The 15931-nt window shown below is 73.1% G+C and carries 10 protein-coding genes and 1 riboswitch; of the genes, 7 read left to right on the plus strand and 3 right to left on the minus strand.

The features are described from left to right. The first annotated feature begins 27 nt into the window (after positions 1–27). The 3 genes from ACTEI_RS29145 (at position 28) to ACTEI_RS29155 (ending at position 8161) form a co-directional block, all read left to right on the plus strand. On the plus strand, positions 28–6183 hold the full coding sequence (locus ACTEI_RS29145; RefSeq protein WP_145830991.1) for an RHS repeat-associated core domain-containing protein: 6156 nt from the start codon (positions 28–30) through the stop codon (positions 6181–6183). A 374-nt stretch (positions 6184–6557) separates the two neighbouring features. Beyond that, positions 6558–7457 carry a TIGR03619 family F420-dependent LLM class oxidoreductase gene (locus tag ACTEI_RS29150; RefSeq protein ID WP_122980582.1) on the plus strand — a complete coding sequence of 300 codons (900 nt, stop codon included), beginning with the start codon at positions 6558–6560 and terminating at the stop codon, positions 7455–7457. A gap of 80 nt (positions 7458–7537) precedes the next feature. Next, positions 7538–8161 (plus strand): carbohydrate-binding protein, encoded by a 624-nt coding sequence (locus tag ACTEI_RS29155; RefSeq protein WP_122980583.1) that lies wholly within the window; start codon positions 7538–7540, stop codon positions 8159–8161. Here the strand turns inward: ACTEI_RS29155 and ACTEI_RS29160 are convergent, their stop codons facing one another. Continuing rightward, on the minus strand, positions 8162–8566 hold the full coding sequence (locus ACTEI_RS29160) for an Hsp20/alpha crystallin family protein (RefSeq protein WP_122980584.1): 405 nt from the start codon (positions 8564–8566) through the stop codon (positions 8162–8164). A gap of 203 nt (positions 8567–8769) precedes the next feature. Here ACTEI_RS29160 and cobF point away from each other — a divergent pair, with 203 nt between their 5' ends. Next, positions 8770–9531 carry a precorrin-6A synthase (deacetylating) gene (gene cobF / locus ACTEI_RS29165; RefSeq protein ID WP_122980585.1) on the plus strand — a complete coding sequence of 254 codons (762 nt, stop codon included), beginning with the start codon at positions 8770–8772 and terminating at the stop codon, positions 9529–9531. A 53-nt stretch (positions 9532–9584) separates the two neighbouring features. On the opposite strand, the gene ACTEI_RS29170 is transcribed toward cobF, so the two are convergent. After that, a complete protein-coding gene (locus tag ACTEI_RS29170) occupies positions 9585–9821 on the minus strand; it encodes a hypothetical protein (RefSeq protein WP_145830992.1) in 237 nt (78 codons plus the stop codon). Positions 9822–9854: 33 nt separating this feature from the next. Here ACTEI_RS29170 and ACTEI_RS38705 point away from each other — a divergent pair, with 33 nt between their 5' ends. Further along, positions 9855–10130, plus strand: coding sequence for a carboxymuconolactone decarboxylase family protein (locus tag ACTEI_RS38705; RefSeq protein WP_239082071.1), 276 nt, complete (start codon positions 9855–9857; stop codon positions 10128–10130). A gap of 66 nt (positions 10131–10196) precedes the next feature. On the opposite strand, the gene cobN is transcribed toward ACTEI_RS38705, so the two are convergent. Then, positions 10197–13733, minus strand: coding sequence for a cobaltochelatase subunit CobN (cobN, locus tag ACTEI_RS29180; RefSeq protein WP_122980587.1), 3537 nt, complete (start codon positions 13731–13733; stop codon positions 10197–10199). A gap of 54 nt (positions 13734–13787) precedes the next feature. Then, positions 13788–13855, minus strand: a riboswitch (cobalamin riboswitch). A 172-nt stretch (positions 13856–14027) separates the two neighbouring features. On the opposite strand from cobN, the gene ACTEI_RS29185 reads away from it, so the two are divergent. Both ACTEI_RS29185 and ACTEI_RS29190 read left to right on the plus strand, forming a co-directional pair. Beyond that, positions 14028–15311 carry a precorrin-3B synthase gene (locus ACTEI_RS29185; RefSeq protein WP_122980588.1) on the plus strand — a complete coding sequence of 428 codons (1284 nt, stop codon included), beginning with the start codon at positions 14028–14030 and terminating at the stop codon, positions 15309–15311. After that, complete coding sequence (locus tag ACTEI_RS29190; protein ID WP_122980589.1) at positions 15311–15928, plus strand: precorrin-8X methylmutase; 618 nt, start codon at positions 15311–15313, stop codon at positions 15926–15928. The genes ACTEI_RS29185 and ACTEI_RS29190 overlap by 1 nt, the downstream gene beginning before the upstream one ends. The last annotated feature ends 3 nt before the right edge of the window (positions 15929–15931 follow it).

Below are 15931 nucleotides of genomic sequence, written 5' to 3' on the forward strand. Positions count from 1 at the left end.
ATTTGTCAGCACAGCCTGGGAGGGCACGTGTTTCGATTCTCTGCGCAGCCGCGCGGAGCCACGGCGCTGTGGCGCAAGCCGCTGGCGCCGTGGACACGGCGACTTGCCGTTGGCCTGCCCCTGGTGGTGACGTCCACGCTGATCGGCGTGCCGTCGCTGCCGGCCTCGGCGGACAGCAGGACCACGACGGCGCCGAACTGCCCGGCGTCCGTCGCGGATGAGTCCGCCGCCCTGATCACCGCCCGGCTCTGTGGCGGCCGGGTCGGCATCGACGACGCGACGTCGGAGACGACGACGGCCGTCGCGACGCCCTCGGGTGAAGTGGAGCGCACCATCAGCGCGGCGCCGGTCCGGGTCGAGCGCGACGGCGAATGGGTGCCGATCGACCTGACCCTGACGCGTAACGCCGACGGCACGGTGTCACCCCGGGCGTCGGCGTCCGACCTGGTGATCTCCGGAGCGCAGGCGGGCACGGGCGAGCATGCTCTGGTCACGGCCGGCACCGGCAGGCACCGCGTGGCGATGGGGTGGACGGGAAAGCTCGCCGAGCCGGTGCTCGACGGCGACCGCGCCACGTACCCGAACGCGCTGCCCGGCGTGGACCTGGTCGTGCAGGCGACCCGCGGGGGCGCGGAGACGTTCCTGGTCGTCAAGTCGAAGGCCGCGGCCGCGCAGGTCGCCGACGTGAACATGCCCATCACCGGGGCTGACGTCGCCTCCTACCGGGCGGACGCGACCGGCAACCTCACCTTCCTGGACGCCGACGCCAAGCCGCTGGCCACCTCCCCGCAGCCGCTGATGTGGGATGCGAGGACGATGCCGGGGACCCGGCAGCCCGCGCACACCCGCAAGGTCACCGCGAAGGTCACCAAGCGGGCGGCCAAGGTCGCCAAGGCCAAGGCGAAGAAGGCGACCGACGGCGCGGGCGTGGACATCACCCTGACCCCCGACCAGGCCTACCTGGCCGACTCCAGCACGCAGTACCCGGTCACGATCGACCCGCAGATCAACCCGTTGTCGACCACGTTCGACACCTACGTCAAGCAGAACGACACCGTCGACCGCGGCGGCGCCAACGATCTTCAGCTGGGCATCGTCTCCGGCAACGTGGCCCGCTCGTTCGTGCACTGGGACACCAGCGCGATCCGCGGCAAGCAGATCACCTCGGCGCAGGTGTACTTCTGGAACTGGTGGTCGCCGACGTGCACCGCGTCCAGCTGGGAGATCTGGACCACCGGGGCGGCCAGCACGGACACCCGCTGGACCAACCAGCCGGCGTGGACGACCAAGGAAGCCACCTCCACGGCCACCAAGGGATACAGCAGCTCCTGTGACGACGCCTGGGCGAGCATCGACGGGCGGGCCTTCTTCCAGCGAGCCGCCAACAACGCACAGGCGTCCCGGGCCTACATGGGTATCCGGGCCACCAACGAGGCCGACGGAAACTCGTTCAAGCAGTTCCGCTCCCGCAACGCGGCCGACAGCGCGCAGGTGCCGTACGCGGTCGTCAACTACAACTCCTACCCGGTGGTCGGTACCAGGTCGACCAGCCCGACCAGCGTCTGCGGCACCGGCACCGGTCGTCCGTTCGTCAACTCCGTCACGCCGACGCTGAAGGCCGTCATCACCGACGGCGAGGCCAGCCCCGTCAAGGGGGTGTTCGAGTGGTACGCCGCCGGTGGAGCCAAGATCGGCGGCAGCACCACGGCCAGCGCCGCGTCCGGCTCGACGCTGAGCGCCACCGTCCCGGCGGGCGCGTTCGCCAACGGGTCGTCCTACTCCTGGCGGGTGGCCGGCAACGACGGCACCGTGGGTGGCGCGTGGTCGTCGCTGTGCGAGTTCACCGTCGACACCACCGCGCCGACCGCGGCGCCGACGGTCTCCTCCGCCACGTACCCGGCCGGCGCCACCAGCGGCGCGGCGGGCGCCGCGGGAACGTTCACCTTCGCCGCCAACGGCGTGACGGACGCCGCCGCGTTCCTGTACGGCCTGAACACCAACCCCCCGACCACCGCCGTCAACGCCAGCACGGTCGGCGGAAGCGCTTCGGTGAGCATCACCCCCACCACGACGGGGAGCCACACGCTTTACGTACGGTCCCGTGACCGTGCCGGCAACCTGTCGCCCGTCGCGGCGTACGCCTTCACGGTGGGTTCCACCGTCGGCAGCATGTCGTCGCCTGCGAGCGGAAGCCTGAGCCCCGGCAAGGTGGTCCTGAGCGGGGCCGGCGCCTCCACCTCCACCGGCGTGACCTACCAGTGGCGGCGCGGAGAGACGGACGCCTGGACGACCGTTCCGGCGGCCGACGTCGCCCAGAGCTCCGGTGCCGCGGTCACGTGGCCGGTGCCGAGCACCGGCAGTGGCAGGTTCGGCGACCTGACCTGGAACGTCGAGAACACCGTCAACGCCGCCGAGGCCGGCCCCGATGCCTTGGACGGTCCGGTCCAGGTGCGCGCATCGTTCACCGGCGGTGCCGCCGGCACGAGCCAGCCCGTGCAGTTCGCGCTCGACCGGGACCGGGCCGAGGCACCCACCGCGGCCATCGGCCCCGGCGAGGTGAACCTGCTCACCGGCAACTTCACGGTGTCGGCGAAGGACGCGACCGACGCGGGCGGGCTCGGCGTCGGCCGTAGCTTCAACACGCGGCGGGCGGCCACGACCGACCCGCTGTTCGGACGCGGCTGGATCTCCAGCACCGACGTGCCGACCGGAAGCGACTACCGGACGCTGGGCGTCACCGGCAGCCTGGTGCAGATCGGCACCCCCGACGGTGACACGCTGGACTTCGTCAAGAAGGCCACCACCTCGACGGGTGTGGTTTTCGCCGCCAAGCCCGGCGCTGACAGCCTGACGCTCGAGTACCGCAGCGCCGACAACACGTACCTGCTGGCCGACGCGGGCGGCAACGTCACGACCTTCGCGCGTGCCAGCACCGACCCGGCGAACGTCTACAGCCCCGTCAAGTTCGTCGCGGCGGGCACCGGCGACACGACCGCCATCTCGTGGGAGCAGGCAACCGTCGACGGCGCGACGATCGTCCGGCCCACCCGGGCGGTGGCGCCCGCTCCCGCCGGCGTCACCTGTTCGGCCGCCCCGCTCACCACGGTCGGTTGCAAGACCCTGACGTACACGTACGCCACCGCCACGACGGCGACGGCGACCGCCGCGGGTGACTACGCCGGGCGGGTCAAGCAGGTGTCCTTCACCGCCTACGATCCCGCCAAGTCGGCGATGAGCACCGTTGTGTTGCAGCGCTACAGCTACACCGGCGACGGGCTGCTCGCCGCGGCGTGGGACCCGCGCCGTGACTACACCAACCTCAACGGCGCGGCACAGCAGGCCACGACGTACGCCTACGACGCCAACGGGGTGCTGAACAGCGTCACCCCGCCGGGCGAGCAGCCGTGGCGGCTCTCCTACACCACCCTTCCCGGCGATGCGGGGGCCGGCCGCCTCAGCAAGGTGACCCGGTCGGCGCTCGACGCCGGGACGGCCGTCACGACCCTCGTCTACCGCGTTCCGGTCACGGGCGCCAACGCGCCGGTGGACCTGGCCGGCGGCCAGACGGCACGGTGGGGACAGACGGTGCAGCCGGTGGACGCCACCGCGGTCTTCCCGCCCACGCAGGTGCCCGGGGGCGATCCCGCGACCGGGGTGCTGCCCTCATCCTGGGCGCAGGCCACCGTCACGTACCTCGACGGCAACGCCCGCGAACTGAACACCCGCGAGCCCGGCCAGCACATCACCACCCGGTGGTACAACGCCAACGGCGATGTGACGCGGGAACTCTCCGCGCGCAACCGCCAGCGTGCACTGGACGCGTCGGCCACGGACGGCAGCGCCGCCGAGGCGACGCTGGCAGCCGCGCTGTCGACCCAGTACGAGTACAGCCCGGACGGGCAGCGCATCACCGACGTCATCGGTCCGGAGCACGACGTGGTGCTGGGCGACTGGACCACGGTACGAGGCCGCACCCACACCGCCCTGCGTTACGACGAGGGCGCTCCGGCCGCGGACAGCCCCTACAACCTGGTGACCACTCGCGTCGAGTCGGTGCGCTACTGGAACGCCTCGGGGGTGGCCGCCGACGCGGACGCCCGTACCACCCGCACCGAGTACGACTGGAAGCTGCGGCGGCCGACGGCCGAGATCGTCGACCCGTCGGGTCTGGCCTTGACGACCCGGACGGCCTACGACCCCGTCACCGGACTCGTCGCCAGCACCACGCTGCCGGGCGGGGACGAGACGACCGCCGCGACCCGGACGACGGTCTATTACCAGGCGGGAACCGGTTCCGGTGACAGCCGCTGCGACTCGCGTCCCGAATGGGCCGGCCTCACCTGCCGTGTCGGCGCCGCCGCACAGCCGGCCACCGACCCCGAACTGCCCGATACCTACTACTCCTACACCATGTACGGCCAGCCCACGACGGCGGTCGAAACCAACAGCGCGGGAACCCTGCGCACCGTCACCACCGGCTACGACGCGGCCAACCGTCCGAGCACGGTGACCGTCACCGCCGGCGCGTCGCTCGGCACCCCGGTGGAGCAGCGCCGCAACGTCTACGACGCCGCGACGGACAAGCCGGTGCGCGGCGAGCAGCTGGACGCCTCCGGCACCGTCATCGCCAAGATCGTGCGCGGATACGACAGCCTCGGCCGGACCGTCTCCTACACCGACGCCGACGGGGTCACCTCCACCACGACGTACGACGTGGCGTCGCGTCCCCGGGCCGTCAACGACGGCAAGGGCACGAGGACGCTCGGCTACGACGACGCCGCCGAGGGGCGGGGCCTGGTGAGCCAGCTGGTCGACAGCCAGGTGGGTTCGTTCACGAACGTCGGCTACGACGCCGACGGGCAGCTGATCACCGAGACGCGGCCCGACGGTCTGACGGTCAACCACTTCTACGACGAGACCGGGACGCCGACGGGTGTCGAGTACGTGTCGAACGGCTCGACGGTCTACGCCGACTGGGCCGGCTACCAGGCGCAGAACCAGCGACGGTGGTACTCGGACACCCTCACCCACGGTGGAATGGAGTACGACGGCGCCGGCCGCCTCACCTCGGTGAGCCAGACCGTCGGCACCGGCAGCTGCACCATGCGTGGCTACGCCTACGACAAGAACAGCAACCGGACGGCGATGACCACCTACAACGCCGCGGCGGACGGGAGCTGCCAGAGCGTGACCCCGGCGACGACCCAGGGTCTCTTCTACGACGCGGCCGACCGGGTCTCCAAGACCGGGTACGCCTACGACGATCTCGGCCGCAGCGTCAGCATCCCGGGCAACGACACCATCGCCGGCGCCGGTGACATGGCGGTGACGTACTACGTCAACGACATGGCTCGCACGATCACGCAGGGCACCGACACGACCGTCAACACGCTGGACGTTCAGGCCAACCGTTTCCGCGGTTACCGCACGACGACCGGCGGCGCCACGATCGACTCGGTGAACCACTACGGTGACGACTCCGACAACCCCACCTGGACCTCCAGCGGATCGTCGTACTGGCGCGTCGCGGTCGGCGTCTCCGGCGTCGCGGCACTCGTCAGCGACAGCGTCGTCCAGTGGCAGATCGTCAACCTGCACGGCGACATCGTCGCCACCCGGCTGCCCAACACCGCGGGGTTGGCGGCCACCTACATCACCGACGAGAGCGGGCGGCCCACCACGGCCGGCACCAAACCCCGCTACGGCTACCTGGGCGCCTACCAGCGCTCCGGCGACAACGCGGGCGGGCTGATCACCATGGGTGTCCGGCTCTACAACCCGTCCACCGGGCGCTTCCTGTCCACCGACCCCGTCTACGGCGGGAACGCGAACGCGTACGAATACTGCAACGGTGACGTGGTGAACTGCACGGACACCACGGGTCTGTGGTCGGTCAAGCGCGAGAAGAAGTGGCCGTTCACCATCGTGGCCACGTTCAACGCCAAGGATCAGCGGATCATGGTCAGCACGTACGGTGCCGGATTGGGCTTCGCGGTCGGTGCGGCGGTCTGTGCACTGTTCACGGGCTTCGGCGCGCTGGCCTGTGGCGGGGTGGGCGCGGTCGTGGTGACCGGGCTCGTGGAGTACTACAAGGAGTACCAGATCAAGGACGGTTGCGACTGGAAGATGCGCTGGGCATTCCCCGGCGGCGTCAAGAAGCGGTGGCGGGAAGGCCGCTGCTGAACTGGTGAGTCGGCGTGCCGGCCGCGTCTGCGGCCGGCACGCCGGTCAAGAAGTCTCTCCGATCTCAGGGATGACCTATGTCCGCTTTTCCACGCCGAGCGCACTGGCTGATCTGCGCAGGCGGAATTTCGTTGTTCATGGTCGGCATCATGGTCTCGTCGGGTCTCCTGCCGGGGGCTGACGTACCGTTCCTCGGTTCCGGACTCAGCGTGGCCGGGGGCGTGGCGACCGGGGCGGCAGCCCATCGGCTGATGAGCGGCCGGCGCGCGCCGGGGAGCTGACGCCGGCGCCGTTCGGTCCGGCGAGGACACTTTCTGATCACCACCTCGGCGGCGATCCGGATCGAGCGACCGAACGAGCACTAGCCTGCACCCATGCTGATCAGTTTCGGATGCCCGGTGTCCGGCGCGTGGGCGCGCCCGCAGACCCTCACGTCGATCGCCCGGCGCGCCGAGGAGCTCGGCTATCACGGGCTCTGGGCGTTCCAGCGGCTGCTCGCCGGCCGCGACCAGGAGCTGGCCGCGCCGTATCGCAGCGTGCTCGATCCGATCGTGGCGCTGACCTGGGCCGGGGCGGCGACCTCCCGGATCCGGCTGGGCGTGTCGGTGATCAACCTGCCGTACCTGGCGCCGGCGTACCTGGCCAAGCAGGTCAGCACCCTGGACCAGCTCACCGGCGGCCGGTTCGACCTGGGGCTGGGCACCGGGTGGTCGGAGCCGGAGTTCGTGGCCACCGGCGCCGACCCGCGTCCCCGGGGCCGCCGCACCGAGGAGTACCTGGCGGCGCTGCGCACCCTGTTCACCGGCGCGGAGGCGGAGTTCACCGGGGAGTTCTACCGGATCCCGCCGAGCCGGATGGCGCCGCCGCCGGTGCAGGCCGGCGGCCCACCGATCCTGCTCGGCGGGACCGCCGAGGTGGCCCTGCGGCGGGCCGGGCGGCTCGCCGCCGGGTGGGTGAGCAGCAGCCGCGCCAGCCTTACCGACATCGAGCGCGGGGCCCGGGTGGTCCGGGCCGCGGCGGCCGCAGCCGGGCGCGACCCCGGCGACGTACGGGTGGTGGTCCGCGCCGTGGTCCAGCCGGGCGAACGGGATCCGGCGGTTCCGCTCTCCGGCTCGTGGGCGCAGATCCGGGCGGGTGCGCAGCGGTACGCCGAGGCCGGCGCCACCGAGCTGTTCTACGAGCCGAACTGGGACCCGCGCATCGGCGGACCGGACGCCGACCCGGCCGAGGCGGCCCGGCTGGGCGCCGAGATGCTGGAGTCGCTGGCCCCCTGACCTCCCGGCCGCGACGCTGGTCACCAGCGGCGGGACGCCTGCGGCCGCGACGATCGGGCGGGCCTGACTACCCTTGCCGGGTGGATCAGCGCACCCCGACCGTCTACCGGACCCGCGCCTGGACGACCCGGAACCGGGCCCTGGCCGCCGTGGCGGCTCTCGGCCTGCTCCTGGCCGGCTACCTGCTGGGCCGCTGGCAGGACACGCCGGCCTCCAGCGCGGCCCCGGCCGCCCCGGCCACCTCCACGAGCCCGTCGCCCGCGGTGCCGGAGAGCGCCTCGGCCGCTCCGGCGCCGACCCCGGTGGAGTACGGCCCGCTGCAGGCCGAGGCGGCGAACGAGCTGACCGGCGTGCAGCCGCAGGACACCGGGGACGAGGGTGGCGGGCAGAACGTCGGCTGGATCAACCGGGGTGACCGCCTGCGCTTCGACAACTTCGTGTTCGGCGACGTGCCGGCCACCAAGGCGAGGATCCGGCTGGCGTCCGGGGCCGGGGTGTCCGGCCGGGTGCAGATCCGGCTGGACAGCCCGGACGCCGAACCCGCCGGTGAGCTGTCGGTGAGCAACACCGGCGGGTGGCAGAGCTGGCGTACCGCGGTCGCGGCGCTGACCCCGGTGACCGGGACGCACACCGTCTACGTCACCTTCACCGCGAACCACGACAGCGAGTTCATGAACGTCAACTGGATCCGGTTCGACCACTGATCAGCGGCCGGCGGCGACCAGCTCGATCTTGCGGGGCCGGCGCTCCTGGAGGACCGGGATGCTCAGGGTGAGCACGCCGTTGTCGTAACGCGCCTCCAGCCGGTCGGTGTCCAGTTTCTCGGACAGCCGGACCTGCCGGCTGAACGTGCCCACCGGGCGCTCGGCGATCAGGTAACGGACGTTCTCCCGGTCGGCGCGCCCGCGCTCGGCGCGGACGGTGAGCATCTTGCCGTCGACCGTGATGTCGATCGACGCCGGATCGACGCCGGGCAGATCGATGTCGATGTAGAAGGTGTCGTCCTCCCGGTACGCGTCGAGACGCGCGCCCGCGGTCCGGGTCGAGCTCTCCAGGACCCGGGCGGTGAGACGCTCGAGGTCGCGCACGGTCGGGGTGCTGAGCAACATGGGTGGTTCCTCGTTTCGTTGTTGAGCGTGGGTGACTCAACCCCAAGAACCGGGACGCCCGCCGGGCGATTCCCCTCCGGGATGTGACCGCTGTCGCCACGGTTCTCCACGGGTCACCGCCGCCACCCCGGCTCCCCGCCGCCCCGCCACGGACGGCGAGGGTGTGCACGGGGCCGCCGGGCCGGTGAGGCAGACTGCATGGCGTGCGGAAGATCTACGTGATCGGGATCGGCGCGGGCGACCCGGACCATCTGACCCTGCAGGCGGCCAAGGCGATCGGCCGGACCGACGTGTTCTTCCTGCTCGACAAGGGCGAGACGAAGCAGAGCCTGATCGATCTGCGGGAGCGGCTGATCCGCGGCTACTCGCACCCGCGCAAGCGGATCGTCGAGGGCCGCGACCCGGACCGGGACCGGACCCCGGCCGACTACACCGGGACGATCGCGGACTGGCGGACCCGGCGCTCCCAGGTGATCGAGGGCCTGATCGACGAGCACCTCGGCGACGGCGAGATCGGGGCGATCCTGGTCTGGGGCGATCCGTCGCTGTACGACTCGACCATCGCCATCCTGGAGGAGATCCTGGCCCGCGGCGCGACCACCTTCGAGTACGAGGTGATCCCCGGCATCAGCAGCGTCTCCGCCCTGGCCGCGAAGCACCGGATCGCTCTGAACCGGGTCGGCCGGCCGTTCCAGGTGACGACCGGGCGGCGGCTGGCCGAGGGCTGGCCGGACGGTGTCGACGACGTGGTCGTCATGCTGGACGCGCAGCAGGCGTTCACGGCGTACCCGGACGCGGAGATCTACTGGGGCGCCTACGTGAGCACCGAGGACGAGATCCTGGCGTCCGGGCGGGTCGCGGACGTGGCCGACGAGATCGTCACGACCCGTACCGCGGCCCGCGAACGCCACGGCTGGATCATGGACACCTACCTGCTGCGCCGGAGCGCCCCGCCGCAGGCGTGAGCACGGCCGGCGGGCCGTGCTCACGCGCTCCGCCCCGGCGTCGTCGGGGCGGATCAGCCGACCGGCTCGATCACGATCGACTCGCCCGGATCCATGATCGCCTCGATGGCGATGATGCGGTCGCCGGCCACCGTGAAGCTGAGCGCGATCCGCGCGCCCTGGGGCGTGTGCACCAGGGCTCCGGCCGTACCGTCGACGGTCGCCGGCATCGCGCCGTGCGCGCGCCCGACGAAGAACCGGGCCGCGTCGCCGGCGCCGCGCACCGGGGCGGCCGGGTCGGCGGCCCGCATGACCACGTCCGGTCGAGCAGGGCGAGCAGGCCGGTGAGGTCGCCGCCGCGGGCGGCGGCGAGGAACGCGTCGACGATCTCCCGCTGCCGCAGGACGTCCGCGGCGCCGGCCGGCGAGCCGCCCTGCACCCGGCGCCGGGCCCGGCTGGCCGACCGGCCCGACCCGGTGCCGGACGCGGTCTGGGACGAGGCCACGAAGCACTACTGCGAGAAGCAGCTGGCGGCGATCGTGCTGTGGATCGCCACCAGCAACCTCTTCAACCGGATCAACGTGACCACCCGGCAGCAGGCCCCGCAGCACTGGGGCTGAGCCGGGCGTGCTCGACCGGCCCGGCCCCGGGCACATGGCACGTGCCCGGCGGCCGGCAGCCGGCTCTCAGGCCGGCCCGTCCTCGAGGTCGCCCTCGGTCTCCAGGTAGAGCTGCTGGAGAGCGGTCAGCGTCGCGGGCTCCGGCGAGTCCCACAGCTTGCGCTCGGCCGCCTCCAGCAGGCGCTCGGTGATGCCGTGCAGCGCCCACGGGTTGGACCGCTTCATGAACTCCTGGTTCTCCGCGTCCAGGGCGTAGGTCGCGGCGAGCTGCTCGTACATCCAGTCGGTCACCACGCCGGCGGTCGCGTCGTAGCCGAACAGGTAGTCGACCGTGGCGGCCAGCTCGAAGGCGCCCTTGTAGCCGTGCCGCCGCATGGCCGCGACCCAGCGCGGATTGACCACCCGGGCGCGGAAGATCCGCGCGGTCTCCTCGGTCAGGCTGCGGGTCCGCGTCGCGTCCGGGTTGGTGGAGTCCCCGATGTACGCCGCGGGCGCCCGGCCGGTCAGCGCACGCACCGTGGCGATCATGCCGCCGTGGTACTGGAAGTAGTCGTCGGAGTCGGCGATGTCGTGCTCGCGGGTGTCGATGTTCTTGGCCGCGACGTCGATCCGGCGGTACGCGTTCTCCATGTCGCCGCGGGCCGGCACCCCGTCCAGGTCCCGGCCGTACGCGAAGCCGCCCCAGACCGCGTACACCTCGGCCAGGTCGGCGTCGTCGCGCCAGTTGCGGCTGTCGATCAGCGGCAGGATGCCGGCGCCGTACGCCCCCGGCCGGGACCCGAAGATGCGCATGGTGGCCCGCCGCCAGTCGCCGTGCCCGCCCTGGTCGCGCAACGCGTGCTCGCGGACGAAGTTGTCCGGCTCGTCCAGTTCGGCGATCATCCGGAAGGCGTCGTCGAGCAGCGCCACCACGTGCGGGAACGCGTCCCGGAAGAAGCCGGAGATGCGGACCGTCACGTCGATCCGCGGGCGGCCCAGCTCGGCGCGGGGAATCGGCTCCAGGCCGGTGACCCGGCGCGAGGCCGGGTCCCAGATCGGGCGTACGCCGATGAGCGCCAGCACCTCGGCGATGTCGTCCCCGGCGGTGCGCATCGCGCTGGTGCCCCAGGCGGAGAGGCCGACCGACCGGGGCCACTCGCCGTAGTCCTGGCGGTAGCGCGTCAGCAGCGACTCGGCCATCGCCTGGCCGGTCTCCCAGGCCAGGGCGCTGGGGATCGCCTTCGGGTCGACCGAGTAGAAGTTGCGGCCGGTGGGCAGCACGTTGATCAGGCCGCGCAGCGGGGAGCCGCTGGGCCCGGCCGGGACGTAGCCGCCGTCGAGGGCGTGCAGCACGTTGGCCAGCTCGTCGGTGGTCCGGCTCAGCCGGGGCACCACCTCGGTCGCCGCGAACGCCAGCACCCGGCGTACGTCCGGATCGTCGGTCAGGCCGGCCGGGACCTCGGTCGGCCAGCCGGCCTCCTCCATCGCGGTGACCAGGGCGCGCGCCTTCTCCTCGATCGCGTCGGTCTCCGCGGTGGACGCGTCCTCGCGCAGGCCCAGCGCCTCCCGCAGCCCCGGCAGGGCGGCCACCTGCCCGGCCCACATCTGCCGGGCCCGCAGCATCGCCAGCACCAGGTTGATCCGGGCCTCACCGACCGGCGCCGAGCCGAGCACGTGCAGGCCGTCGCGGATCTGCACGTCCTTGACCTCACACAGCCATCCGTCGATGTGCATGATGAAGTCGTCGAACTGCTCGTCGTCCGGCCTGTGCTCCTGGCCCAGGTCGTGGTCCATCTTGGCGGCCTGGATGAGGGTCCAGATCTGCGCCCGGATGGCCGGCAGCTTCGCCGGGTCCAGCGCCGCGATGGTGGCGTGCTCGTCCAGCAGCTGCTCCAGACGCGCGATGTCCCCGTACGACTCGGCCCGCGCCATCGGCGGGATCAGGTGGTCGACCAGGGTGGCGTGCGCGCGCCGCTTGGCCTGCGTGCCCTCCCCCGGGTCGTTGACCAGGAACGGGTAGATCAGCGGCAGGTCGCCGAGCGCCGCGTCGGTCCCGTCGGACGCGGACATGCCCACGTTCTTGCCGGGCAGCCACTCCAGGTTGCCGTGCTTGCCCACGTGCACCACGGCGTGCGCGCCGAACTCGTCGGCGAGCCAGCGGTAGGCGGCCAGGTAGTGGTGGCTCGGCGGCAGGTCCGGGTCGTGGTAGATGGCGACCGGGTTGGCCCCGAAGCCCCGCGGCGGCTGCACCATCACCACGATGTTCTCGTCGCGCAGCGCGGCCAGCACGATGTCGCCGCCGTCGGTGTAGAGCTCGCCGGGCGGCGGGCCCCAGTGCTCCTCCACGCTCTCCCGGAAGTCCGCCGGCAGGGTGTCGAACCACTGCTTGTAGACCGCGCCGGGAATGCGCACCGGGTTGGCGGCGAGCTGCTCCTGCGTGAGCCAGTCCGGGTCCTGCCCGCCGGCCGCGATCAGGGTGTGCATCAGGCCGTCGCCGTCGTAGGAGCCGAACTCGCCGATCCGGTAGCCGCGCTCCTTCAGCGCGGCCAGCAGGGCCACCGTGGAGGCCGGCGTGTCCAGGCCGACCGCGTTGCCGATCCGCGCGTGCTTGGTCGGGTAGGCCGACAGCATCAGCGCGATCCGCCGCTCGGCCGGCGGGACGTGCCGCAGCCGCGCGTGCGCGACCGCGATCCCGGCCACCCGGGACGCGCGTTCCGGGTCGGCGACGTAGACCGACAGGCCGTCCGGGTCGATCTCCTTGAACGAGAACGGCACCGTGATGATCCGCCCGTCGAACTCCGGGATCGCCACCTGGGTCGCCGCGTCCAGCGGGGTCAGCCCGTCGTCGCTGGCCTCCCACGCGGCCCGGGAGCTGGTCAGGCACAGTCCCTGCAGGATCGGCACGTCCAGGTCCGCCAGCACGCCGACGTCCCACGCCTCGTCGTCGCCGCCCGCGCCGGCCGTCGCCGGGCGGGTGCCGCCGGCCGCCAGCACCGTCACCACCAGCGCGTCCGCCTTGCGCAGCTCGGCCAGCAGCTCCGGCGGCGCGGTCCGCAGCGAGGCCGTGAAGATCGGCAGCGCCCGCGCGCCCTTGGCCTCGATCGCCTGGCAGAGCGCCTCGACGAACCCGGTGTTGCCGGCCATGTGGTGGGCGCGGTAGTAGAGCACCGCGACGGTCGCCTCGCCGGCGCCGGACGCGGGCCGCTCCAGCCGGCCCCACTGCGGGCTCTGCACGGCGGGCGCGAAGCCGTTGCCGGTGAGCAGCACCGTGTCGGAGAGGAAGTCGTGCAGCGCGGCCAGGTTCTCCCGGCCGCCCTGGGCGAGGTAGGTGTGCGCGTCCGCGGCGATGCCCGCCGGGACCGTGGAGAGTTTCATCAGCTCGGCGTCCGGCGCCATCTCGCCGCCGAGGACCACCACCGGGACGTCCCCGGCCAGCAGCGCGTCCAGCCCCTCCTCCCAGGCCCGGCGGCCGCCGAGGATGCGCACCACGACCAGCTCGACCCCGTCGAGCAGGGCCGGCAGGTCGGTGACCTGGGTGCGGGCCGGGTTGCCCAGCCGCCACGCCGAGCCGCTGGCCCGGGCGCTGAGCAGGTCCGTGTCGGACGTCGACAGCAGCAGAAACACGCGTGCGCTCCCCCTCGGGGTCCGCGCCCCGGGTCGTAGAGATCACGGCGACCGGAGTTCCTGGCTGCCGGGCAAGCCCGGTCACAGTGGCGGGACCGCGCCGGACTCGCACCGGCTTCCTCCGCGGCGTCGCCGCTGAAATTCACTTGGTCCGCTACACGCTACTGGACGCCGCCGGGCCGCCGCGGGGTGACACTGCCGACGAGCGTGGTCGGGCTGCGCCGACGGCCCCCGGTGTGACGCTGCCGACCCGAGGATGCGGCGCTGTCGGAGGCCGCCCGTAGTATCCGGGCCGTGACACGCCTGAGACGGTCCGACACCGACGCCTGCCCCGGCGCGCTGCGGCTGCACCCCGCCGCCGACGGCCTGCTGGCCCGGGTCCGGCTGCCCGGCGGCGCGCTGAGCGGCGCCCAGCTGCGCTCGCTGGGCGAGCTCGCCGAGGAGTTCGGCGACGGCCGGCTGGAGCTGACCTCCCGGGCGAACCTGCAGCTGAGAGCCCTGCGGGCGGAGGATGCGCAGGCGTTGGCGGCACGCTTGCGCGCCGCCGGTCTGCTGCCCTCGGCGACCCACGACGCGGTCCGCAACATCGCCGCCCCGCCGCTCGCCGACGATGGCGTACGCGGCCTGGTGGCCGGCCTGGACGCCGCCGTCCGCGCCGATCCGCGGCTGGCCGCGCTGCCCGGCAAATTCCTGTTCGCTATCGGTCACGTGCCGCTCACCGCGGATGTCGCAGCGGTCCCCGCGGCGGACCCGGCCGGCCGGGCGGGCGAGCACTACGCGCTGCGCTTCGGCGGGCACGACACCGGGCTGCGGGTGAGCCCCACGGCGGTGGTGCCGGCGCTGCTCGCGGGCGCGCACGCGTTCCTGGCCGAGCGCGCGGCGCAGCGGACCGGCGCGGCGGCCGCGTGGCGGCTGCGCGAGCTGGCCGACGGCCCGGCGCGGGTGTCCGCCCGGGTGGCGGAGGCGCTCGGGCTGGCGCCGGCCGGCGTGCCGGCGGCGGCCGTGGTGGAGGTTCTGGAGCCGGGTGAGCTGGTCGGCGTGGTGATCCGGAACGGTCAGGTCGCGGCGGGTGCGCTGGTGCCGCTGGGGCGGCTTGAGAGCGTACAGACGAGGGTGTTGCAGGACGCGGAGCGTCTGGTCGTCACGCCCTGGCGCGGCGTCCTGGCGACGGATCTCACCGCGGACGGCGCGGCGGCCTGGACCGCGCGGATGGCCGCGGCCGGGCTGGTGGTGACCGCGACGTCACGGTGGACCGGCGTCACCGCGTGCGCCGGGCGGCCGGGGTGCGCGCGCTCCCTCGCCGACGTGCGGGCCGACGCCGAGGCGGCGACCCGGTTCGTCGACGGGCTGCCGGCGCACTGGGTGGGCTGTGGGCGCGCCTGCGGGAGTCCGGCGGGCCGGCACGTGCGCGTCGAGGCGACGGCCGCCGGTTACCGGATCGTCGGCCACCCCGGCGACAGCGCGCCGGCGGGCGGCGATCCCGGCGGGACCGCGGCGGACCCGGGCGGGGCCGAGGTGGTGGCGGTGGGCTCGGCGGGAGCGCTGGGCGACGTGGTGGCGGAGGCGAGGAGGGCCTGATGGAGTACGAACGGGACGGCGCACAGATCTACCGGCGGTCGTTCGCCACCATCCGGGCCGAGGCCGATCTGACCGGGCTGCCGGCTGACGTGGCCCGCGTGGTGGTGCGGATGATCCACGCGTGCGGCATGGTCGACCTGGTGCGCGACGTGCGGTTCAGCCCGGGTGTGGCGACCGCGGCGCGGGAGGCGCTGCTGCGCGGCGCCCCGATCCTGTGCGACGCGGAGATGGTGGCCTCCGGCGTGACCCGGTCCCGGCTGCCCGCCGACAACGAGGTGATCTGCACGCTGCGGGATCCGGCCGTACCGGAGATCGCGGCCCGGATCGGCAACACCCGCAGCGCCGCCGCCCTCGATCTCTGGGGGGACCGCCTCGGCGGCGCCGTCGTCGCCGTCGGCAACGCGCCGACCGCGCTGTTCCGCCTCCTGGAGATGGTCGCGGCGGGCGCGCCGCGCCCGGCCGCGGTGCTCGGCATCCCGGTCGGTTTCATCGGCGCGGCCGAGTCCAAGGAGGCGCTCGCCGAGTCCGGACTGGAATACCTGATCGTGCGCGGGCGGCGGGGCGGCAGCGCGATGACCGCGGCCGCGGTGAACGCCCTCGCCTCGGAAGCGGAATGAGGA

The sequence above is a fragment of the Actinoplanes teichomyceticus ATCC 31121 genome (genome assembly GCF_003711105.1).
Classification (GTDB): Bacteria; Actinomycetota; Actinomycetes; order Mycobacteriales; family Micromonosporaceae; genus Actinoplanes; species Actinoplanes teichomyceticus.

Coding starts and splice junctions, on each gene's coding strand:
- ACTEI_RS29150 (WP_122980582.1), top strand. CDS start 6,558: ATGCTGATCAGTTTCGGATGCCCGGTGTCCGGCGCGTGGGCGCGCCCG.
- ACTEI_RS29160 (WP_122980584.1), bottom strand. CDS start 8,566: ATGTTGCTCAGCACCCCGACCGTGCGCGACCTCGAGCGTCTCACCGCC.
- ACTEI_RS29190 (WP_122980589.1), top strand. CDS start 15,311: ATGGAGTACGAACGGGACGGCGCACAGATCTACCGGCGGTCGTTCGCC.
- ACTEI_RS29170 (WP_145830992.1), bottom strand. CDS start 9,821: ATGCGGGCCGCCGACCCGGCCGCCCCGGTGCGCGGCGCCGGCGACGCG.